Annotated in this window: 16 protein-coding genes; 14 read left to right on the top strand and 2 right to left on the bottom strand. The window is 74.3% G+C overall.

Translation table 11 applies throughout. The features are described from left to right. Nucleotides 1–754 precede the first annotated feature (754 nt). Together AB0C01_RS08125 and AB0C01_RS08120 are read left to right on the top strand one after the other, a co-directional pair. A complete protein-coding gene (locus AB0C01_RS08125; protein WP_357570712.1) occupies nucleotides 755–1,765 on the top strand; it encodes a hypothetical protein in 1,011 nt (336 codons plus the stop codon). Next, complete coding sequence (locus AB0C01_RS08120) at nucleotides 1,762–2,793, top strand: HAD-IIA family hydrolase (RefSeq protein WP_357570693.1); 1,032 nt, start codon at nucleotides 1,762–1,764, stop codon at nucleotides 2,791–2,793. The genes AB0C01_RS08125 and AB0C01_RS08120 overlap by 4 nt, the downstream gene beginning before the upstream one ends. A gap of 9 nt (nucleotides 2,794–2,802) precedes the next feature. Here AB0C01_RS08120 and AB0C01_RS08115 read toward each other — a convergent pair whose 3' ends face one another. Further along, nucleotides 2,803–3,141: an SCP2 sterol-binding domain-containing protein gene (locus AB0C01_RS08115; RefSeq protein ID WP_088947517.1), complete on the bottom strand. Its 339-nt coding sequence runs from the start codon at nucleotides 3,139–3,141 to the stop codon at nucleotides 2,803–2,805. Between the two features lie 111 nt (nucleotides 3,142–3,252). On the opposite strand from AB0C01_RS08115, the gene AB0C01_RS08110 reads away from it, so the two are divergent. From AB0C01_RS08110 to AB0C01_RS08090, 5 genes are all read left to right on the top strand, one after another. Next, a complete protein-coding gene (locus tag AB0C01_RS08110; protein ID WP_357570692.1) occupies nucleotides 3,253–3,945 on the top strand; it encodes a hypothetical protein in 693 nt (230 codons plus the stop codon). Continuing rightward, nucleotides 3,942–4,277 carry a hypothetical protein gene (locus tag AB0C01_RS08105; protein ID WP_357570691.1) on the top strand — a complete coding sequence of 112 codons (336 nt, stop codon included), beginning with the start codon at nucleotides 3,942–3,944 and terminating at the stop codon, nucleotides 4,275–4,277. Before AB0C01_RS08110 ends, AB0C01_RS08105 begins: the two co-directional genes overlap by 4 nt. Before the next feature lie 38 nt (nucleotides 4,278–4,315). Next, nucleotides 4,316–5,173 (top strand): TlyA family RNA methyltransferase, encoded by an 858-nt coding sequence (locus AB0C01_RS08100; protein ID WP_357570690.1) that lies wholly within the window; start codon nucleotides 4,316–4,318, stop codon nucleotides 5,171–5,173. A gap of 103 nt (nucleotides 5,174–5,276) precedes the next feature. Next, the gene (locus AB0C01_RS08095) at nucleotides 5,277–6,161 is read left to right on the top strand and encodes an NAD kinase (protein WP_357255858.1); all 885 of its coding nucleotides are present in this window, start codon (nucleotides 5,277–5,279) and stop codon (nucleotides 6,159–6,161) included. 191 nt (nucleotides 6,162–6,352) lie between these two features. Then, a complete protein-coding gene (locus AB0C01_RS08090) occupies nucleotides 6,353–10,075 on the top strand; it encodes a S8 family serine peptidase (RefSeq protein WP_357570689.1) in 3,723 nt (1,240 codons plus the stop codon). A 76-nt stretch (nucleotides 10,076–10,151) separates the two neighbouring features. Here the strand turns inward: AB0C01_RS08090 and AB0C01_RS08085 are convergent, their stop codons facing one another. Next, nucleotides 10,152–11,171: a helix-turn-helix domain-containing protein gene (locus tag AB0C01_RS08085; protein WP_357255854.1), complete on the bottom strand. Its 1,020-nt coding sequence runs from the start codon at nucleotides 11,169–11,171 to the stop codon at nucleotides 10,152–10,154. Between the two features lie 89 nt (nucleotides 11,172–11,260). On the opposite strand from AB0C01_RS08085, the gene recN reads away from it, so the two are divergent. The 7 genes from recN (at nucleotide 11,261) to AB0C01_RS08050 (ending at nucleotide 21,522) form a co-directional block, all read left to right on the top strand. Continuing rightward, nucleotides 11,261–13,018, top strand: coding sequence for a DNA repair protein RecN (gene recN, locus AB0C01_RS08080; RefSeq protein WP_357255852.1), 1,758 nt, complete (start codon nucleotides 11,261–11,263; stop codon nucleotides 13,016–13,018). A 119-nt stretch (nucleotides 13,019–13,137) separates the two neighbouring features. Beyond that, nucleotides 13,138–14,316 carry a putative cytokinetic ring protein SteA gene (gene steA / locus AB0C01_RS08075; RefSeq protein WP_357255851.1) on the top strand — a complete coding sequence of 393 codons (1,179 nt, stop codon included), beginning with the start codon at nucleotides 13,138–13,140 and terminating at the stop codon, nucleotides 14,314–14,316. A gap of 27 nt (nucleotides 14,317–14,343) precedes the next feature. Continuing rightward, nucleotides 14,344–15,288, top strand: coding sequence for a copper transporter (locus tag AB0C01_RS08070; protein WP_357255849.1), 945 nt, complete (start codon nucleotides 14,344–14,346; stop codon nucleotides 15,286–15,288). A gap of 67 nt (nucleotides 15,289–15,355) precedes the next feature. Beyond that, the gene (locus AB0C01_RS08065; RefSeq protein WP_357570688.1) at nucleotides 15,356–16,222 is read left to right on the top strand and encodes a hypothetical protein; all 867 of its coding nucleotides are present in this window, start codon (nucleotides 15,356–15,358) and stop codon (nucleotides 16,220–16,222) included. Between the two features lies 1 nt (nucleotide 16,223). Then, the gene (locus AB0C01_RS08060) at nucleotides 16,224–17,903 is read left to right on the top strand and encodes a lipid II flippase MurJ (RefSeq protein ID WP_357570687.1); all 1,680 of its coding nucleotides are present in this window, start codon (nucleotides 16,224–16,226) and stop codon (nucleotides 17,901–17,903) included. After that, nucleotides 17,900–19,069, top strand: a complete 1,170-nt coding sequence (locus AB0C01_RS08055) for a glycosyltransferase family 4 protein (RefSeq protein ID WP_357570686.1) — start codon at nucleotides 17,900–17,902, stop codon at nucleotides 19,067–19,069. Before AB0C01_RS08060 ends, AB0C01_RS08055 begins: the two co-directional genes overlap by 4 nt. Next, on the top strand, nucleotides 19,069–21,522 hold the full coding sequence (locus AB0C01_RS08050; RefSeq protein ID WP_357570685.1) for a hypothetical protein: 2,454 nt from the start codon (nucleotides 19,069–19,071) through the stop codon (nucleotides 21,520–21,522). The genes AB0C01_RS08055 and AB0C01_RS08050 overlap by 1 nt, the downstream gene beginning before the upstream one ends.

Below are 21,522 nucleotides of genomic sequence, written 5' to 3'. Positions count from 1 at the left end.
GCCTCGTGAGGGCGGCTTCCGCGGCGGCGACCGCGAGGGTGGCTTCCGTGGCGGTGACCGTCGTGAGGGCGGCTTCCGTGGCGGCGACCGCGATGGTTCCCGGCCGAGTGGACCGCGTGACGGCGGCGCGCCTCGTGAGGGCGGCTTCCGCGGCGGCGACCGCGAGGGTGGCTTCCGTGGCGGTGACCGTCGTGAGGGCGGCTTCCGTGGCGGCGACCGCGATGGGTCGCGTTCCAGCGCTCCGCGTGAGGGTGGCTTCCGGGGTGGCGACCGTGAGGGTGGCTTCCGGGGCGGTGACCGTCGTGAGGGCGGCTTCCGCGATGGTTCGCGCTCCAGCGCTCCGCGTGAGGGCGGTTTCCGCGGTGGTGACCGCGAGGGCGGCTTCCGCGGCGGTGACCGTCGGGAAGGCGGCGCGTCTCGCGAAGGCGGTTACCGCGGTGCTCCCCGCGAGGGCGGTTTCCGAGGTGGTGACCGGGACAGCTCTCGGCCGAGTGGGCCGCGTGACGGCGGTGGTTACCGGGGTGGCGACCGTGAGGGTGGCTACCGGGGCGGCGACCGGGCGGGTGCTCCCCGGGCCGACGATCGGCCGCGTCGTGAGGGCGAGTTCCGCCGTGACGACCGTGCTGGCGGCTCCGACTCGTACGACGGTGGGCGTAGCTCGGCCCCGGCCCTGCCGGACGACATCGTCGCGACCGACCTCGACAAGGACGTTCGCGCTGAGCTGCTCTCGCTGAACAAGCCGGTCGCCGAGACCGTGGCGCGGCACCTGGTGGCGACGGGTCAGCTCATCGACGAGGACCCGGCCGAGGCGTTGGCGCACGCGCTGGCCGCCCGGCGGCTCGCGTCGCGCATCTCCGCGGTTCGTGAGGCGGTCGGTCTGGCCGCGTACCACGCGGGGGAGTGGCAGTCGGCGATCGCCGAGCTGCGCACGTACCACCGGATGAGTGGTCTGCAGAGCCACCTGGCCGTGCTCGCGGACTGTGAGCGGGCGCTCGGCCGGCCGGAACGGGCCATCGACCTGTTCCGTGGTGCCGACCGGGAGAAGCTGGACCAGGCCGTCGCGATCGAACTGCTCATCGTGGCCGCGGGTGCCCGCGGTGACCTCGGGCAGAAGGACGCCGCGGTCGCGATGCTCCAGGTCCCGGACCTCACCAGCGAGGCGACGGTGCCGTGGACGGCTCGGCTGCGCTACGCGTACGCCGACGCGCTGCTCGCGGTGGGTCGGCGTGAGGAAGCCCGCGAGTGGTTCTCCCGTGCTGCTGACGTGGACACCGAGGGTGAGACGGACGCCGCCGAGCGGCTGCTGGAACTCGACGGCGTGGTCATCGAGGGCGACGACGAGGACGAGGCCGCCGAGGAGATCGCCGCGGGCCCGGGCGCTCCGGGAGCGGTTCCGGCGGAACCGGACGCCGACCTGACCGGCGCGAACGACGACGACCGCGACGACGACGACCGCGACCGCGACGACGACGACCGCGACGACGACGAAGAGGACTTCGACGACGACGAGGACGACGAAGACGACGAAGACGACGAAGACGAAGACGACGACGAGGACTTCGACGACGACGAGCGGGACGGTGCGGTCGGCCGTCCTGGCGACGACGAGGACTCCGTCGACGAGGACGAGGACCGTCACCCGGACGAGGCCGGCAACGCCGAGGCGGACACCGCCGCCGACGGCAGTGTGACGTCCGGCGACACGGTGAACGCCGACGAGACCGCCCCCACCCGGGGCGACGAGTCGGAGCCGACGCAGCGGTGAACGGGGGCGCGGGGGAGCGGCTGGTCGACGGGTACACCCTTGTCGTTTTCGACCTGGACGGGGTGATCTACCTGATCGACCGGCCGATCCCCGGCGCCGTCGAGGCGGTGGCCCGGCTGCACGACGAGGGACGGGCGGTGGCGTACGCCACCAACAACGCGTCCCGCCGGTCCAGCGAGGTCGCCGACCTGCTGACGGGGATGGGTGTGCCGGCCCGGCCGGAGGAGGTGCTCACCTCCGCGGCGGCGTCGGCCGAGTTGCTGCGGGATCGGCTGCCCGCCGGCGCGCCGGTGCTGGTGGTCGGGGCGGAAGCGCTGCGTGCGGAGCTGCGCGCCGTCGGCCTGACCCCGGTCAGCAAGGCCGACGAGAATCCGGCCGCGGTGGTGCAGGGGTACGGGCCGCAGGTCGGCTGGGCCGAACTGGCCGAGGCGTCGATCGCGGTGCGCTCCGGAGCGCTCTGGATCGCCACCAACACCGACCGGACGCTGCCCAGTGGACGAGGTCCGCTGCCCGGCAACGGGTCGCTGGTGGCGGTGCTGCGGACGGCGCTGGAACGGGACCCGGACGTGGTGGTCGGCAAGCCGGAGTCGGCGCTGTTCGAGACCGCCGCTCGGCGCGCGGGAGGTGGCCGAAGCCTCGTGGTGGGTGACCGATTGGACACCGACATCGAGGGTGCCCGCCGTGCCGGGCTGGACAGCCTGCTCGTGCTCACCGGCGTCCACGGCGTACCGGATCTGCTGGCCGCCCCTCCGCAGCGCCGTCCCACGTACGTGGCGAATGACCTGGCGGGGCTCTTCGACCCGGCGGCTGCCGTGCGGGTCCCGGGCGCGGCGGACGCCGCTGGCTGGTCCGTGACCGACCGCGACGGCACCCTGGAGCTGGCCGGCTCAGGTCGGCCGCTGGACGCGGTGGCGGCGCTCTGCGCGGTGGCCTGGTCGGCGTCGGAGCCGGCGCTGCCGAAGATCCGCCCGATCGGCCCGGACGCGACGCACGCGGTGGAGAGCTTCGGTGTGACCGCCGCTGCCTGACGGGGCTCGTCAGAGCAGTTTGCGCAGCTTCAGCAGATCGAACGGGTTGGCCTTGATCGACACCCGGCGGGAGGTCACCGCGCTGGTGACGTCCAGGTCGCCGCGGACCAGGGCGAGCAGGTCATCGCTGGACGTGCTCAGCGCGATCTTGGCCTTGGGATCGTCGCCGTCGGTCAACTCGACAAGTCGACCGCCGGTGATCCGTCCGTGGAACGCGGTGTCCAGATCGGTGATCCGGCAGGCCAGTGTCCGGTCCAGGTCGATCCGTTCGCGCACCGTCTCGGCGTTGCGATCCAGCCGGGCGGCCAGCTCCTGCAAAGCCTGCCGGCACTCGTCCACGCTGGCCACATCTCCCCCTCGTTGATCGCCACGCCGTCCTCGGCACCGTACCGCACGGGTTGGTCCGGGGTGCCCGGTAGCGTGACACCTGCACACCCCGCCCCGTGGAAGGACTCAGGCATGCAGGACGCGTGGCGCGCCTACCTCGAGCTGGCCATGGGCCTCGCGGAGGCGCCCCGGAAGAAGGCCCAGGACGTGGCCCGTCGTCTCGTCGGCTCCGGCGGCGCGACCGCCGCCCAGCTCCAGGCCCTCGGCGAGGAGCTGGTCACCACCGGCGCCGCCAACCGGGAGGCGCTGACCAAGCTGGTCCGATTCGAGGTCGACCGGGCACTCGGCGCGGTCGGGCTGGCCACCGCCGACGAGGTGGCCGAGCTGACCCGACGGGTGCACGACCTGGAACGGCAGCTCCGCGAGGCACGCGCCGCCGAGCCGCCCACCGCACCGCTCGCCGCGCCGACCGCTGCCGCGCCGACCGCCGCTGCCACTCCGACCACCGCTGAGCCGACCACCGCCGCGCCGAGCACCGCCGCGCCGAGCACCGCCGATCCGGCCACCGGCGGCAGCACGGCGCAACCCGACCCCGCGCTGGCCGCGCGGCCCGTCAGCGGTCTCGTGCCCTCCGACGCCTCGGCCGGTGCCCCGGTGGCCAAGAAGGCCGTCGCGAAGAAGGCCGTGGCGAAGAAGGCCCTCGCGAAGAAGGCCATCGCCAAGAAGCCGCCAGCGCCGCTCGGCGACGCCGACGAGGCTCCCACTCCCGCGGTCATGCCGGCCAAGAAGGCCGTCCGCAAACAGCCTCCGGACGACGCCGAATGAGCCAGCCAGGCGCACCGGCCGGCGGGTCGTTCCCGGCCCGCCCCGGCCCTCCACCGAACGCGGCGTTCCCAGACCGCCCCGGCCCACCGGCCGGCGGTGCGGCCCGGCCCGGCCCACCAGCCGGTGGCGCAGTCCGGCCCGGCCCGCCGGTGGGCGTCCGGCCCGGCCCGCTGCCCGACGTCGGAGACGACGAGGCGCGGCATCCGGCGGTGGACGCCGCGGTGCGGGCCATGGCCAACGCGGCGACGTTGGCCCCGGCCGACCAGATCGCCCAGTACGAGGCGGCCTACGAGACGTTGCGCGAGACCCTCGCCACCATCGACCAGACCTGAGTGGGACGACCAGGCCTGAGCAGACCGGAGAACCACCCATGGCACGTCGCAACCGGCTGGACGCCGAACTCGTCCGCCGTGGTCTGGCCCGCTCCCGGGAGCAGGCCGCCGCGTTGGTCGAGGCCGGCCGCGTCCAACTGCGCGGGGTCGTCGCGCGCAAGGCCGCCGCGATGGTCGACCCCGCCGATCCGCTGCTGGTGACCGGCGAGGACCCGACCGAGGAGTACGTCTCCCGGGGCGGGCACAAGCTCGCGGGCGCGCTGGCCGCGTTCGGGGCCGGTGGGCTGCGCGTCGCCGGCCGGCGCTGCCTGGACGCCGGCGCGTCGACGGGTGGCTTCACCGACGTGCTGCTGCGCGCCGACGCCGCCGAGGTGGTGGCGGTGGACGTCGGCTACGGGCAGCTCGCCTGGTCACTGCGTACGGATGAGCGGGTCCGGGTGCTGGAGCGCACCAATGTCCGTACCCTCGAGCCGGACGTGATCGGCGGGCCGGTCGAGCTCACGGTGGCCGACCTGTCGTTCATCTCACTGCGGCTGGTGCTGCCGGCGTTGGCCGGCTGCACCCGGGACGACGGTGACCTGGCGTTGATGGTGAAGCCGCAGTTCGAGGTGGGCAAGGACCGGGTCGGCGCCGGTGGTGTGGTGCGCGATCCGCAGCTGCGCGCCGAAGCGGTGCTGGACGTGGCGGCGGCGGCCGCGCGGCTCGGTCTCGGCCTGGCCGACGTGGCGGCCAGTCCGCTGCCCGGGCCGAGCGGCAACGTGGAGTTCTTCGTATGGTTGCGCCGGGGCGCGCCACCGGCCGACCCGGAGCGGGTACGGGCGGTGGTGGCGGCCGGGCCGGAGGGCCCGACGGTCGGCGATGTGCCGGACGTGGCGGCGGAGGAGGTCGCAGGGTGAACGCGCGCAGCGAGGGCGCCGCGACGGTCCGCGGGAGGACACGCGGCCGGGTCGGAGCGACGGTGGCGTGGCACGGTTCGGGCCGGGTCGGGCGGGTGGCCCGATGAGCCGGACCGCGCTGCTGGTGACCCACACCGGCCGACGGCGCAGCACCGAGCACGCCCGGTCGGTCGCCGCCGACCTGATCTCCGCGGGTTTCGAGGTACGGGTGGTCGCGGACGAAGCCGACGACCTCGACCTGCCCGGTGTGGTGCCGGTCGCCGGTCCACAGGCCGCCGAGGGCGCCGAGATCGTCTTCGCGCTCGGTGGGGACGGCACCTTCCTGCGCGCGGCCGAGCTGGCCCGGCCGGCGAAGGCGCCGCTGCTCGGCATCAACCTCGGCAAGGTGGGTTTCCTCGCCGAGGCGGAGATCGACGACCTGGACAGCGCGGTGCGCGACGTCGTCGATCGCAACTACACGGTTCACGAGCGGCTCACGCTGGACGTGACCGCCGAGTTCGACGGTGGGCCGACCATCGAGTCCTGGGGGCTCAACGAGATCAGCATCGAGAAGGGCGAGCGGGCGCAGATGCTCGAACTGCTCGTCGACGTGGACGGGCGGCCGCTGTCGCGCTACGGCTGCGACGGTGTCGTCTGCGCCACCCCCACCGGCTCCACCGCGTACGCGTTCTCCGGTGGCGGGCCGGTGGTCTGGCCGGAGGTGGAGGCGTTGCTGCTGGTGCCGATCAGCGCGCACGCGTTGTTCAGCCGCCCGTTGGTCACCGCCCCGACGTCCACCTTCGTGATCACCGTCGACCCGTTCACCACCCTCGCCGTGTTGTCCTGCGACGGGCGGCGCGTCTACGACCTGCCACCGGGTGCCCGGGTGACGGTGCGTCGGGGCGCCCTGCCGGTGCGCATCGTGCGGTTGCGGGCCCGTCCGTTCACCGACCGGTTGGTCGCCAAGTTCGGCCTTCCCGTGCACGGGTGGCGCGGCAGCCGCCGGTGATCGCTGCACGGCTGGCGCGGCAGCCGCCGGTGATCGCGGCGTGCACCGTGGGTGGACGGCGGTTGTCCACCTGACGACATGTCGCCGCTGCGGCGGCTGGTGACTAGTGACCTGGTGACAGGCTCCGTCGCAGACTCCGATCGGCCCTCATCCACGGATGGTGGGCCTGGAGGAGTAGAGGAGCACATCGCATGCACTGGTCCCCCCGCTGGCTCGCCGTCGGCGCGGTCGGCGCGTTGGTGGTCGGCCTCGCCGCACCGGCGTCCGCCGACCCGCCCGTCCGGCCCACCGGCCCGAACTCGGGCACGCCCACCCCGCTCGCGGCACCCGTCCGCGTCACCCTGATCACCGGCGACCAGGTCGAGCTCGCGCCGGCGGCGCCGGGCCGGGTCGCCGCCACCGTCCGCCCGGGACCCGGGCGTGAGCGGGTCATCTTCCAGACTCTGGAGGTCAACGGCCGGCTGCGGGTCCTGCCCAGCGACGTCCTGCCCTACGTCTCCAGCGGGGTTCTCGACGCGAACCTCTTCGAGGTGCAGGAGTTGGCGGCCGACGGTTACGGCGACGCCGAGCAGGGCGCGTTGCCGCTGATCGTGCGCTACCAGGAGCAGGCCGCGGGGAGGGTCAGGCCGCTCGCCGGTGCCACCGACGCCCGGCCGTTGGAGAGCATCAACGGCGCGGCGTTGCGGGTGGGCAAGGGCGACCTCGGTGGCCTGTGGACCACGCTCGCCGGTACGCCCGGGCAGCGTGTCGCCGGCGGGACGCCGGCCACGCTCGGCGCCGGCATCGCGCGGATCTGGCTGGACGGGAAGGTCCGCCCGACGCTGGAGCACAGCGTGCCGCAGATCGGCGCCCCGGCGGCCTGGGCAGCGGGCCGCGACGGTGCCGGCGTGAAGGTGGCGGTGCTCGACACCGGTGTCGACGCCACCCACCCCGACCTGGCCGATCGGATCGCCGAGGCGCGGGACTTCTCCAACAGCGGCAGCCCCCGCGACGGGCACGGCCACGGCACCCATGTGGCGTCCACCATCGCCGGCAGCGGCGCGGCGTCCGCCGGGCTGCGCAAGGGCGTGGCCCCCGGCGCGAAGCTGCTGATCGGCAAGGTGCTCGACGACGGTGGCTCCGGCTACGACTCGTCCATCATCGCCGGCATGGAGTGGGCCGCCCACTCCGGCGCGAAGGTCGTCAGCATGAGCCTCGGCGGCGACCCGACCGACGGCACCGACCCGATGAGCCAGGCCGTCAACGACCTGACCGCCGAGACCGGCGCGCTGTTCGTGGTCGCCGCGGGCAACGCGGGTGCGGCGCGTACCGTCGGCTCGCCGGGCGCGGCCGCCGCGGCGCTCACCGTCGGCGCGGTGGACCGCGACGACAACCTGGCCGAGTTCTCCAGCCGCGGTCCGCGGCTCGGCGACAACGGCCTGAAGCCGGACATCACCGCCCCGGGCGTCGGGATCGTCGCCGCGCGGGCCGCCGGCACCACCATGGGTACGCCGGTGGGCGACGCCTACACGACCGCGAACGGCACCTCGATGGCCACCCCGCACGTGTCCGGGGCGGCCGCGATCCTCGCTCAGGAACACCCGGACTGGAACGCCGGCAGGCTCAAGGACGCGCTGGTGAGCACCACGAAGGCCAACCCGGCGCTGACCGTCTTCGAGCAGGGTGGTGGTCGCGTCGACGTGGCCCGGGCGCTCACGCAGCAGGTGGTCGCCTCGGCCACCGCGGACTTCGGCCGGATCTCCACCGGCGGTGCGGCGGTCGAGCGGACCGTGACGTACACCAACGGCACGACGGTTGCGCGGACCCTGCGGCTGGCCGTGGACCTGCGCAACCTGGACAGTGGTGCGGCCGAGACCGACGGCGTCGCCGTGAGCTCCGGCGAGGTGACCGTGCCGGCGGGCGGCAGCGTGGCCGTGCCGCTGCGTGCCGACCCGGCGAAGCTGGCCCGCGGCCCGCACGGTGGCTGGCTGGTGGCCACCGGTACGGACGGCGTCGCCGTGCGGACCCCGGTCGGGCTGACCGTCAGTGGTCCGATGCACCAGGTGACCGTGAAGGTGTTGGACCGGCAGGGTCGGCTGACCGTGTCGCCGGGGTTGACTCTCTTCGGTGAGCAGCCCGAGTCGGACTACTGGGGCTGGTGGCCGGGCGAGGGCACCCTGCAGGTCGAGGAGGGCGCGTACCTGCTGACCGCGATGGTCGAGCACGGCGCCCCGTTGGACGAGCAACTGACCGAGGTCGTCGAGCCGGAGCTGACCGTCGACCGGGACCTGACCGTGGTGCTCGACGCCCGCAAGGGCACGCCGGTGCGGATCGAGACGCCGAAGCCCAGCGAGCAGCAGGCGACGCTCAGCTACTACGTGCACCGGGTGATGGGCAACGGCCGGCAGGTCGACCACGGGGTGATGTCGTACAGCACCGTTCAGCAGGTCAACGTCACGCCGACGCGCCAGGTGCGCCGGGGTGAGTTCGAGTTCGCCTCGCGCTGGCAGCTCGTCGCCCCGATGGTGGATGCGAAGATCAGTGGCGTGTCCGGTCCGCTGGACATCAACCTGATGGGTTCGTCACCGGCGCCGGCCGGCCGGCGGAAGCTGGCGCTGGTCTGGGCCGGTACGGGGACTCCCGCTGAGCTGACCCGGGTGCGGGGCGCCGCCGCGCTGCTCGCCACCGACCCGAACCGCTCCGAGGACGAGCAGATCGCCGCCGCGGCGGCCGCCGGTGCGGCGGCGGTGCTTGTCGTTCGGCCACCGGACTTCTCCGCGTGGACGGTGTGGCGCCCCCTCGGGGACCGACTGCCGATCCCGTCGATGGCGGTCGCCTACGACGATGGGCAGCGGCTCATCGCGGCGGCCGGGAAGGGGCGGGCGACGCTGGACCTGACGCTGACCGTGGACAGCCCCTACCTGTACGACGTGTGGCAGGTGTCGAAGGGTCGGGTGCCGGAGCGGATCGTGCACACCGTGACCGCGAAGAACACCGCGGAGGTGAGCGCGAGCTACGGCGGCACGGGTGCGGGTTGGGCCAGTGAGCAGCGCTTTGGTTGGCGCCCGTGGCAGGAGTACTCCTGGAACGACGACCAGCGCATGGTCCGTACCGGCACCACCCGGCAGGAGTTCGTCAGCGCCGGGGACAACTGGTGGCAGCACCGGGTGCAGCACAAGCTCATGTACCTGCAGTGGGGGCAGTTGGCCGGCGGCCTGAACCAGGAGCCCCGGCGCTACGGCGCCGACGATCGGGAGACCGAAGCCTGGCACGCCCCGGTGGTCCGCCCGGCCGTACCGGCCAGCGGGGTGCCGGTTCCCACGCGGACCGGTGACACCCTGGCTCTGCGGGTGCCCGAGTTCGTCGACGCCGACGGGCACTACAGCGTGGCCGGCGGAAGCGAGGAGTCGGACACCGTCGAGGCCCGGGTCAGCCGGGACGGGCAGCAGATCGCCGACCTGTCCGGTGGGTGGGTCCCGGTGCCCACCACGGCGGGTCGGGCCCGCTACCGGCTGGACCTGACCACGAAGCGGTCCTCGGACGAGTGGCGCTACGCCACCCGGACCGACACGGCCTGGGAGTTCACCTCGGCGCGACCGACGGGCGACGCCGCCACGCCGCTGTCGCTGTTGCAGGTGGACTACCGGGTGCCGGCCGACCTGCTCGGCACGGTCCGCGGCGACCGGCCGCACCAGCTGGGGCTGACCCTGCGCCAGCCCGCCGGGGTGCCCGCGCCGACCGGCGCCAGCGTCCGCGTGCAGGTCTCCTTCGACGGGGGCGTCACCTGGCGCACCGCGCCGACCGTGGGGTCGGGCACCCGGTACACCGCGACCGTGCCGGCCGGGCGTGGAACGGTGTCGCTGCGGGTGCGCGCCGCCGACCGGGCCGGGAACACCGTCGAGCAGACGGTGCTTGCGGCGTACGGGCTGCGCTGACGCGCGCCGGGCGGGGCGGCGGGGGCCGTCCCGCCCGGGTGGGGTCCGCCGTCACTCGACGGCGGACCCCGCCGCGTCAGAGCCAGCCGCGTCGGGCCACCTGGAACGCCAGCCCGGGCCGGGTGTCCACCCCGGCGGCGGCCATCAGGTCGGCGACGCGCCGCTGCACGGTCCGCCGGCTCACCCCGAGCTGGGAGGCGATGGACTTGTCCGGTACGCCCGCCACGAACAGCGACAGCAGCCGCGCCTCGTCGGCGTCGGGCTGGTAACCGTCGCCCGGTTGGTCCGCGGGCCCCGGCCGTCGAGCCTCGGGGGCCGCGACGGCCAGGGGATCGTCGAGCCGCAACCGGGTGGCCACCCGCCAGTGGCTCTCGAAGAGGGCGAGCAGCGCGTCCAGCAGTTGACTGCGGCCGATCACGGCGGCGCTCGGCTCGCCGCCGTCGCGGTCGGGCACCAACGGGCAGATGGCGATGCGGGCATCCACGATGGCCAGTCGGACCGGCAGCCGGTCCAGGACCCGGGCCTGCTCCCCGGCGGCGACGCCCTTGGCCAGGTCGGTCAACGCGCCCGGTTCCAGCAGCAGGTCACGCTCGTAGATGGCCCGGTAGCTCACCCCGCGGGCCAACGCGTCGAACTCCTCGACATTCTCCGGGCCGGCCATCGCCAGGGGGTTGGCGCGGCAGAACCAGAGGACCTCGGTGCGTGCCGCATTCTGCAGATCGCGCAGACGGTCGCGGAGCACCCGGGCGCCGGCGATCACCTCGACGAGGTGGTCGACGTGCTGCCGGCGCAGCCCGGAGCGGTACTCCTCGGCCAGTTGGGTGACCCGTCGGCGGGCCGCCTCCAGGTCCTCCTGGCGGCGCAGGAGCGTCCCGCCGAGGGCGACGTCCGGGGCGGTCGGGCGCAGCGACGCGTCCGGGTCGTTGTCGGTGGGCTGCACCAGGCCCTTGGCGCGCAGCGCCTCGACCTGGGCGACGACCTCGTCGCGGGGTCGGTTCAGTCGGCGCACCAACTCGTCGATGCGGGCCGTGGTGAGCTGGAGCAGGCAGCGGTAGAGCTCCTCCTCAGCCGTGGTCAGGCCGATCACATCCAACACGGGGCAGAACTGTACGGCGGCCGGGTGTCGGCCGCACCCGGGCCCGTCGGCTGGTCAACTGTCGGGCCTCGCGTCTACTGTCGGTGGCTGTGCTGGAAGAGCTGCGCATCACCGGACTGGGCGTCATCGAGGACACCACGCTGCCGTTGACCGGCGGCATGAACGTCATCACCGGCGAGACCGGTGCGGGCAAGACGATGGTGGTGACCGGCCTCGGCCTGCTCTTCGGAGGTCGGGCCGACGCCGGGCGGGTCCGCGCCCAACCCGGCCGGGCGGTGGTCGAGGGGCGGTTGCGCCTGAGCGGTCGGGTCGCCGACGCCGTGCACGCGCGGATCACCGAGGCCGGTGGCGAGCCCGACGAGGACGGCTCGGTGCTGTTGAGCCGCACGGTCACGGTGGAGGGGCGCTCGCGCGCCCACGTCGGCGGCCGGAGCATGCCGGTGTCGATGCTCGGTGAGGTCGGCGAGCAGGCCGTGGCCGTGCACGGCCAGTCCGACCAGCTGCGGCTGCTGCGCCCCGCCGAGCAGCGCGCCGCACTGGACCGCTTCGCCGGCCCCGCGCACGAGAAGCTGCTCGACGCGCTGCGCGAGGCGTACACCGGGTGGCGGCGGGTGGTCGACGACCTGGCCGACCGGCGGCGCAACGCCCGCGAGCGCAACCAGGAGGCCGACCTGCTGCGGCTGGGTCTCGACGAGATCACCCGGGTCGATCCGCAGCCCGGTGAGGACGACGAGCTGAAGACCGAGGCGCAGCGGCTGGAGCACGCCGAGGGGCTGCGGACCGCCGCGCAGATCGCCCAGCAGTGCGTGGCGGGCGGTGCGGAGGCCGCCGACGAGGCACCGGACGCGACGGTGCTGCTCGGCACCGCCCGACGGACGTTGGAGGCGCAGTCCGGCACCGACCCGGCGTTGGGTGAGCTGGCGGCCCGCCTGGAGGAGGCGGCCACGCTCGTCACCGACGTGTCGGCGGAGCTGTCGGCGTACCTGGCGACGCTCGACGCGGACCCGGCCCGGTTGCAGCACGTCTACGAGCGGCGGGCGGCGCTGCGGGCGCTGACCCGTAAGTACGCCGACGACGTCGACGGGGTGATCGCCTGGGCCGACCGGGCGCGCACCCGACTGTCCGACCTGGACACGTCCGACGACCTGCTTGACGAGCTGGAGCGCGACGGTCAGCGGCTCGCCGTGGAGGTGGCCGACCTGGCCGGGCGGGTGTCGGCGTCCCGGCAGGAGGCGGCGGTCCGGTTCGCCGACCAGGTCACCGTCGAGCTGGCCGGGTTGGCCATGCCGCACGCGCGGATCGAGGTGGCGGTGCTGCCCCGCCCGGCTGGTCGCGCCGAGCCGACGCTGTCGGTCAACGGCGTGGAGGTGGGTGTCGCGCCGGACGGTGGCGACGAGGTGGAGTTGCGGTTGCTGGCCCACCCGGGCGCGCCGTCGTTGCCGTTGCAGCGGGGCGCCTCCGGCGGTGAGCTGTCCCGGGTGATGCTCGCCATCGAGGTGGTCTTCGCCGGCTCGGGTGGCCCGCCCACGTTGGTCTTCGACGAGGTCGACGCGGGCGTCGGCGGTCAGGCGGCGGTGGAGATCGGTCGGCGGCTGGCCCGGCTGGCCCGCAGCCACCAGGTGCTCGTCGTCACACACCTGCCGCAGGTGGCCGCGTTCGCCGACCGGCATCTCGTGGTGGCGAAGGACACCGGCGGCGCGGTGACGACCAGCGGGGTGCGGGTCGTGGAGGACACCGAGCGGGCCCGGGAGTTGGCCCGGATGCTTGCGGGTTTGCCCGATTCCGATCTGGGTATCGCTCACGCCGAGGAGCTCTTGGCCGTGGCCGCCAAGGAAAGGCGGCTGTGACGCCGCGTATTGTGAGCGCAAGCACACCGGCTTGTGCCGTCGTGTGCTTCCCTGGGTAGGCGGCCCTGCTCAGGCATGTCGCGACAGAAAAGCCTGCCTCACATGCCAGGATGGTCACGATGCGTCTACCCACGTTGCGCCGGAATCGGAACTCCGAACCGGGCAGAGTCCTCGGCACCGCGCGCCTTGATCGGCGGACCAAACGCCTGGTCGGTCGGCTGCGCCCTGGTGACATCGCGATCATCGACCACGTCGACCTGGATCGGGTGGCGGCCGACTCGTTGGTCGCGGTCGGGGTCGGCGGCGTGCTCAACGCCAAGCCGTCGGTCTCCGGCCGTTACCCGAACCTCGGCCCGGAGGTGCTGATCGCCGCCGGCATTCCGCTCCTCGACGACCTCGGGGAGGGCGTCTTCGAGCAGATCCGCGAGGGCGACCAGGTCCGCATCGAGGGCAACACGGTCTTCTCCGGCGACGAGCCGGTGGCCCACGGCAGCCTGCAGGACGCCGAGTCGGTCGCCAAGGCGATGGCCGATGCCCGGGAGGGCCTGTCGGTGCAGTTGGAGGCGTTCGCCGCCAACACGATGGACTACCTCCGTCAGGAGCGCGATCTGCTGCTCGACGGTGTGGGTGTGCCGGACATCGAGACGCAGATGCAGGGGCGGCACTGCCTCATCGTGGTGCGCGGCTACGACTACAAGGCCGACCTGGACGTGCTGCGCCCGTACATCCGGGAGTTCAAGCCGGTGCTCATCGGCGTCGACGGCGGGGCCGACGCGCTGGTCGAGGCCGGGTACACCCCGGACATGATCATCGGGGACATGGATTCGGTCACCGACGACGTGCTGCGCTGCGGCGCCGAGGTGATCGTGCACGCGTACCCGGACGGGCGGGCGCCCGGTCTGCCCCGGGTCAACGGTCTCGGCGTGCCGGCGATCACCTTCCCGGCGGCGGCGACCAGCGAGGATCTGGCCATGCTGCTGGCCGACGAGAAGGGCGCCTCGCTGTTGGTCGCGGTCGGCACCCACGCCACGCTCGTCGAGTTCCTCGACAAGGGTCGCGGCGGGATGGCCTCGACCTTCCTGACCCGGCTGAAGGTCGGTGGCAAGCTGGTCGACGCCAAGGGTGTGAGCCGGCTCTACCGGCAGAGCATCTCCGGGTCCTCCTTGCTGTTGCTGGTGTTGTCGGCGATCGCGGCGATGGCGTCCGCGGTGGCTGTCTCGACCGTCGGGAAGGCGTACCTGGGCGTGGTCGCCGAGTGGTGGGACAATTTCGTGTTCCAGCTGTACCGGCTCTTCTAGTTCCCGACCGATCAAGAGGCTGCAAGCGTGATCAACTTCCGCTACCACGTGGTGTCGCTCACCGCGGTGTTCCTGGCTCTGGCGATCGGCCTGGTGGTCGGCACGGCCGCCCTCAACGGTCCGGTCGCCGATTCGCTCGAGGGGCAGGTCACCGGACTGCGCAAGGACAACCAGTACTGGCGCCAGCAGGTCAACAACATGGAGAAGCAGCTCGGGTTGGAGGAGGAGTTCGCCGACAAGATGTCCCAGGTCGTCCTCCCCAGCACCCTGACCGGGCGGCGCGTGCTGCTGCTCACCCTGCCCAACGGGCGCGACCACACCGATGGTGTGCTCAAGAAACTTCAGCTCGCCGGGGCCACCATCACCGGCCGGGTCGATCTGCAGGACAAGCTCGTCAACCCGGACAACAACTCCAACCTGCTGGAGTTGGCCGTGACCGCCGCCCGCCCGACCGCGCAGACCACCGGCCTGCCGGGCAACGGGCACGGTGTGGAGACCTCCAGCGCGCTGCTGGCCAGTGTCCTGCTGGACCGGGCCCAGGGCACCGCGCCGGTCAGCGACGCCGACCGGCGGGCGGTGCTCGCCGCGTACAACAACGCCGGCTACCTGACCACCGACAACAACAAGGTCACCGGCTCGGCCGAGGCGGTCGTCGTGGTCAGCGGGCAGCCGTACGTCGACAAGGACTCCGACAAGCGGGACGAGTCGGTCGTCAAGATCGCTGAGCAGTTCGACCGGACCGGTTCGATCGTGGTGGCCGGCAACGGCTCCGCCGGCGGCAACCTGGTGTCCGTGGTCCGCGGTGACCCGGTGCTCTCCCAGACCATCTCCACCGTCGACAACGCCAACACCGTGCAGGGCCAACTGGTCACCGCCCTCGCCCTGGTGCAGCAGCTCACCGAGAAGAAGGCCGGCCAGTACGGCGTCGGCGACAACGCCGCCTCCGGCCTGGTGCCTACACTGCCCCAGTGAGCGAACGACGTACCCCCGTGTCCGTAACCGACGCTTCTGCGAGCCTGCGGCCCCGCGGGGCGGCGGCGTGAGCGCGCTGGGCCGGCTGCTGATCGCCGGCGCCGGTGCCGCGGCGGCCCGGTACGCGCTGCGCGAGGTGCGCACCTCCCCGGCCGGACCGGCGCTGGAACGCACCAACTTCCGCGGCCGCACGCTGACCCTGGCCGCCGGCCCGGCGCTCGCCGCCGGGGCGAGCGCCGCCGGCGCGTTCGGTGCCACCAGCGGCGCCTCCGGTGCCGCCGCCCTGGTCGCCGGCCTCGGTGCCGGTGGCGTCGGCCTCTACGACGACGTGGTCGGCGCGCGGCCGGAGCAGAAGGCGGCCAAGGGCTTCGCCGGTCACCTCGCCGCGTTGCGCGCGGGACGGATCACCGCGGGCCTGGTCAAGGTCGTCGGCGTGGGTGCCGCCGGGTTGGGTGCCGCCGCGCTGCTCGCCGCCGACCCCCGCGTCGCCGCGCACCCCCGCCGGCAGCGTCACGGCGCGTTCGGCCGCAGCGTCGACGTGCTGCTCGGCGCCGGCGTGATCGCCGGCACGGCCAACCTGCTCAACCTGCTCGACCTGCGGCCGGGTCGCGCCCTCAAGTCCGGGCTGCTGCTCGCCGCGCCGCTGACCGGCGGCCCGCACGGCGGGATCACCGCCGGCGTGGCCGGCGCCGCCGCCGGCCTGCTCCGCGACGACCTGGCCGAGGACGTGATGCTCGGCGACAGCGGCGCGAACGCGCTCGGGGCGCTGCTCGGGGTCGCGCTCGCCGCCCGCAGCGGCCCGCTCGGCCGCGCCGGTCTGCTCGCGCTGCTCGCCGGCCTCACCGCCACCAGCGAGAAGGTCAGCTTCACCGCGGTGATCCAGCGGACCCCGGGGCTGCGGGAGCTCGACGCTCTGGGCCGGCGCGCCGACTGACGTGAGCAGACCGGCACCCCTCGTCGGCGCCGGCCGGTTGGCCGGGGCAGCCGCGCTCATCGCCGTCCTCACCGTGGCCAGCCGCCTCGCCGGCTTCGGCCGCACCGCCGTGTTCACCTGGGTGGTCGAGCAGAGCGACCTCGGCGGCATGTACGTCATCGCCAACACGGTGCCGAACATCGTCTTCGAGATCGTCGCGGGCGGGGCGTTGGCCAGCCTGGTCGTGCCACTGCTCGCCGGGGCGGTCGCGGCGGACGACCGGCGGACGGTGGCGGCGACCACCGGCGCCCTGCTCACCTGGACGGTGAGCCTGCTGGTTCCCCTCGCCGTGCTCGTCGTCCTGTTCGCCGACCCGATCATCTCGCTGATCAGTGAGGGACGATCGGCGGCCGAACTCGCCGCCGGCGCGCGGATGCTGCGCGTGTTCGCCCCGCAGTTGCCGCTCTACGGGATCGGCATCGTGCTCACCGGCGTCCTGCAGGCACATCGACGCTTCGCCTGGCCCGTCATCGCGCCGCTGCTGTCCAGCCTCACCGTGGTGGTCGTCTACGTGGCCTTCGGCGCCGCTCAGGGGCGGGGCATGTCCGTGGCCCAGGTCGGCCGCAGCGGCGAACTGCTCCTCTCCGGCGGCACCACCCTGGGCGTGGTCGTGCTGTCGCTCTCGCTGCTGATCCCGCTGCGGCGGCTGCGGGTGCGGCCCCGCTTCGGGTACGCCTTCACCCCTGACGCGCGGGAGCGGGTCGGCGGGCTCGCCACGGCCGGTGCGGTGACGGTGGCCGCACAGCAGATCGCGCTCCTGGTGGTGCTGAACCGGGTCTCCGGGGGACCCACCGGTTCCCCGCAGGTGTTCAACCTGGCCCAGGCGATCTACCTGCTGCCGTGGGCGGTCCTCGCCGTGCCGTTGGCGGTGGCCTCCTATCCCACCCTGGCCACCGCCAGCGCCGCCGGGGACGAGGACGGTTATCGACGGACCCTCTCCGGCGCGGTGCGGGGCGTGCTGCTCTTCAGTTGCCTGGGCGTCGCGGCGTTGGTCGGCACCGCGCAGCCGATCGCCGCCCTCTTCTACCCGGACAACCCGGCGTCCACCGCGGCGGCCATCAGCGGGTTCGCGCCGGGGCTGCTCGGCTACGGGTTGTTCGCGGTGCTGTCCCGCGCGCTGTACGCCCGCGGCGACACCCGCTCGGCGACGGTGGCGATCACCCTCGGCTGGCTGGTCGTTCCGGCCGTGGCGCTGCCGTTGACGGCGCTGCTCCCCACCGCCGACCGGGTGCTCGCGGTGACGTCCGCGAACTCGGTGGGGATGCTGGTCCTCGGTGCGCTGCTGCTCCTGGCGGTGGGGCGCAGCGCCGGCCGTCCGGCGCTGGCCGGCGCGGCCCGTGCCGGGGCGGCCGGTGGCCTCGCCGGGGTGCTCGCCGCGCTCGCCGGGCTGGGCCTCACCCGCTGGCTCGACACACCGGGCGGCGGCACCCCGACGACGGCGGCGGCACTCGGTCAGGGCATGCTGTCCGGGGTTCTGGTCGGGGCGGTGTTCCTCGCTGTGGTCTGGTTCGTCGACCGGCGAGACGTGCAGCCGCTGCTCGCCGGGGTGCTGCGGCGTCTGGGTCGGCGGGGGCCACGGGGCGGCGGGCCGACGCCGGTCTCCCCGCAGCGGGGCGACGGGAAGGAGACGGCAGCGCGATGACTGAGCCACCTCAGCCTGCCGGTTGGTCGGGCAGCGTCGCGTTGGTGCTCGCGTCCAGCACCGGCGGGGTCGGCCAGCACGTCCGTTCGGCGGCCCGCGGTCTCGTCGCCGGCGGCGCGACCGTTCTGGTCTGCGGGCCGGCCGCCACCCAGGAGCAGTTCGACTTCGCCGGTGTGGGTGCGCGGTTCGAGCCGGTGGAGATCCCGGCCAGCCCGACTCCGGCCGACGCCCGTGCGGTGCTGACCCTGCGGCGGGTGCTCTCCGCCGCCGGCGTCGACGTGGTCCACGCGCACGGACTGCGGGCCGGGCTGGTCGCCGTGCTGGCCCGTCCCGCCGCTCCGCTGATCGTGACCTGGCACAACGCGGTGCTCTCCGGCGGACTGCGGGGTGGGATGTCCCGCCTCGCGGAACGGGTGGTGGCCCGCAGCGCACGGGTGGCGTTGGGCGCCTCCACGGATCTGGTGCGCCGGGCCGCCGCGCTGGGCGCCACCGATGCCCGACTCGCCCCGGTCGCCGCCCCGACGCTTCCCCCGCCGCGCCGACGCCCGGCGGCGGTCCGCGCCGAGTTCGGCGTACGGCCGGACCAGCCGTTGATCGTCTCGGTGGGCCGGTTGCACCCGCAGAAGCGCTACGACGTGCTGATCGACGCGGCTGCCCGCTGGCGCACGCGTACCCCACCGCCGGTCGTGGTGATCGCGGGCAGTGGGCCGGCGTATCTGCCGCTGGCCGCGCGGACCTCCGCGGCCCGCGCACCGGTGACCCTGCTGGGGCACCGCACCGACGTGGCCGACCTGCTCGCCGGCGCCGACCTCGCGGTGGTGACCAGCGACTGGGAGGCCCGGCAGCTGTTCGCCCAGGAGGCGCTGCGCGCCGGCGTACCGCTGGTCGCCACCGCGGTCGGCGGCCTGCCGGAGCTGGTCGGCGACGCCGCCACGCTGGTTCCCGCCGGCGACGTGGACGCGGTCGACGCGGCGGTGCGTGCGCTGCTGGACGACCCGGCCGCGCGGGCCGAGCTGGGCCGGCGGGGCGCCGGGCGGGCGGCGACGTGGCCGACCGAGACGGACACTGTCGCCACGCTGGCCGCCCTGTACGCCGAGCTGACCGGGCAATCCACCGGTCCGGCGGCCACCCCCGACTCCGACGCCCCGAGAACGGGACACCGGTGATGCTGCGCCGAATCGCCCCTGCCCTGTTGACCGTGCTCGTGGTGGCGCTCGGCGTCACCGCGCTGGCCGCCCGCCCACCGCGGAGCGCCCCGCAACGCACCGCCGACTTCGTGGTGCTCGCCGGGATCGCCGGGCTGCGCTGGGAGGACGTCGATCCGCAGAGCACCCCGACGTTGTGGCGGATGGCCCAGGACGGGTCGATCGGATCGCTGTCGGTGCGTTCCGCGCACCGACCCACCTGCCCCGTGGACGGCTGGCTGACCCTGGGCGCGGGCAGCTTCGCCGCGTGGAACGGCAGCCGGCCGCCCGACGGCTGCCCGCCGGCCGGGGTGGCCGTGGACCAACCCGACGGCATCGGCGCGAACCTGCCCGACCAGGAGAGCGTGGTGCAGTACAACCAGCAGCGCCTGTCCTGGGGTGCCATGCCCGGTTCGCTGTCGGAGTCGGTCCGCTGTTCCGTCGCCGTGGGTCCGGGCGCGGCCGTGGCGGCCGCCCGACCGTTCGGCCGCGTCGACAGGTACGCCTCGGCGTTGCCGGCCGATCCGCGGGTGCTGCTCGGCTCGTGCGTGCTGAGCATCGTCGACCTCGGCACGGTCGAGGGGACCGACCCGGCGTCGCGCGCCGGGCAGGCCCGAGCGGCGGACGCCCAGTTGGCCCGGGTGCTGGCGGCGCGCCCACCACGGTCGTTGGTGCTGGTCGCGGGGATCTCCGACACCGCCCAGCCGTCGCGGCTGCACGTGGCGGTCGCCGACGGTCCGGGCTGGGAGCGGGGGTGGCTCACCTCGGCCAGCACCGGCCGCGACGGCTACCTGCAACTTGTCGACCTCGCGCCGACCGCCCTCGCCGCGTTGGGCCGGCCGATGCCGGAACGCCTCTTCCTCGGCCGGCCGGCGGTCAGCACCGGTGGTCGTCCGACCGACCTCGCCGACGCGATCAGCGCCCCGGCGAACGCCGATCGGGAGGCGGCCGCCCAGCGGACCGTCTCCGGCCGGTTCTTCACGCTGCTCGCCGGTGTGCAGGTGCTGCTGGCGCTGGCGGTCCTGCCGCTGCTGCGCCGTGCCCGCCCGCACGCCGGGCCGACCGGCCCGACCGCGGTCTCCGGGCGGGTCGTGGCCGTGGCGGAGTTGCTGCTGGTCGCCGTGGCGTTGACGGTGCCGGCGGCGCTGCTGGCCGACGCGGTGCCCTGGTGGCGGGGTGATCACCCCGGCTGGTTGTTCGCCGGGATCACCGGGCTGCTGGTGGCCGCCGGCACTACGGCGGTCCGGTTCGTCCCCGGGTACGCGAGCACCCTCGGCCCCCTCGGTGCGGTGGCCGGCCTCACCACTCTCGTCGTCGGGCTGGACGTGCTCACCGGGGCCCGACTGCAGCTCAACGGCGTGGTGGGCTACTCCGCGTTGCAGGGTGGCCGGTACGCCGGGCTGAGCACCGTGGGGCTGGGCGTCTTCCTCGCCGGGGCGTTGCTCACCGGAGGCTGGTTCGCCCAGCGGCTGCACCGGGGTTGGCGGCCCGCGGTGATGGTGACCGTGGGTGGCCTGGCCGTGGTGGTGGTGGGCAGCCCGTTCCTGGGCGCCGACCCGGTCGGCGCGATCGCCCTCACCGCCGGGGTGAGCGTCGCCGCCGTGATCAGCGCCGGTGGCTGGTTGACGGTCAGCCGGTTGGCCTGGGCCGCGATGGCCGCCCTGGCGGTCGGCATCGGGTTCGCCGTGGTGGACCTGCGGCGTTCGGCGGCCGAGCGGGGCAGCCTGGGCCGGTTCCTCTCCGCGCTCGGCGACGGCACCGGCGGGTTCACCGTGCACCGGTCCAGCACGGAGAATTTCGAGACGTTGGTCAACAGCCCGCTGACCGTGCTGGCGTTGGTGGGTGGGTTGCTGGTGTGGTTCGCCCTGTTGCAGCCGTGGGGTGGGCTGATGCGGTTGTTCGGCATCTACCCGGCGGTCCGGGCCGCGATGGCCGGCACCGTGGTCGCCGCCGTGCTCGGTGGTGTGCTCGACGGCGCGGCACTCGACGTGCTGGGTGCTGCCGCCGCGCTGGTGGTGCCGATGGCGGCCCTGGCGTCGTTGCGGGTCCTCGGACATGCCGCCGACCGGACCCGCCCGCTGCCGGGTCGCTCCCGCGCGGACGGCGCCGACGACCCGGGGTCCGGCGGGGTCGGTCCGGTCGGTGACGGTGACGGCCCGACCGGGGGTGGCGGCCCGCTGGGCGCGGTCCACCCCCGTCCGATCAGCGGACCGCCCGCGGGCGCCCCGCCGGCGACACCGGACGGCCCTGTGACCGACGCCGACGAGCCCTCGGCCGACTCCGCGGACCCCTCGGCCGACGCCGACGACTCCTCCGTCGATTCCGACGAGCCGGCGGGGCCGACCCGGGGCGGGACGACTCCGGAGACCGCCTCGACGGTGCCCGTGCCGCCCCGACAGGTCAACCGGTCATCGACCGAGGTTGCCGCGTCCTGA

This window comes from Micromonospora sp. NPDC048905 (assembly GCF_040649655.1).
Classification (GTDB): Bacteria; Actinomycetota; Actinomycetes; order Mycobacteriales; family Micromonosporaceae; genus Micromonospora.
The sequence above is the reverse complement of the archived record's forward strand: the minus strand, read 5'-3'. Positions and strand labels throughout refer to the sequence as shown.

Coding starts and splice junctions, on each gene's coding strand:
- AB0C01_RS08110 (WP_357570692.1), top strand. CDS start 3,253: ATGCAGGACGCGTGGCGCGCCTACCTCGAGCTGGCCATGGGCCTCGCG.
- AB0C01_RS08105 (WP_357570691.1), top strand. CDS start 3,942: ATGAGCCAGCCAGGCGCACCGGCCGGCGGGTCGTTCCCGGCCCGCCCC.
- AB0C01_RS08100 (WP_357570690.1), top strand. CDS start 4,316: ATGGCACGTCGCAACCGGCTGGACGCCGAACTCGTCCGCCGTGGTCTG.
- AB0C01_RS08095 (WP_357255858.1), top strand. CDS start 5,277: ATGAGCCGGACCGCGCTGCTGGTGACCCACACCGGCCGACGGCGCAGC.
- AB0C01_RS08090 (WP_357570689.1), top strand. CDS start 6,353: ATGCACTGGTCCCCCCGCTGGCTCGCCGTCGGCGCGGTCGGCGCGTTG.
- steA (WP_357255851.1), top strand. CDS start 13,138: ATGCGTCTACCCACGTTGCGCCGGAATCGGAACTCCGAACCGGGCAGA.
- AB0C01_RS08055 (WP_357570686.1), top strand. CDS start 17,900: ATGACTGAGCCACCTCAGCCTGCCGGTTGGTCGGGCAGCGTCGCGTTG.
- AB0C01_RS08050 (WP_357570685.1), top strand. CDS start 19,069: ATGCTGCGCCGAATCGCCCCTGCCCTGTTGACCGTGCTCGTGGTGGCG.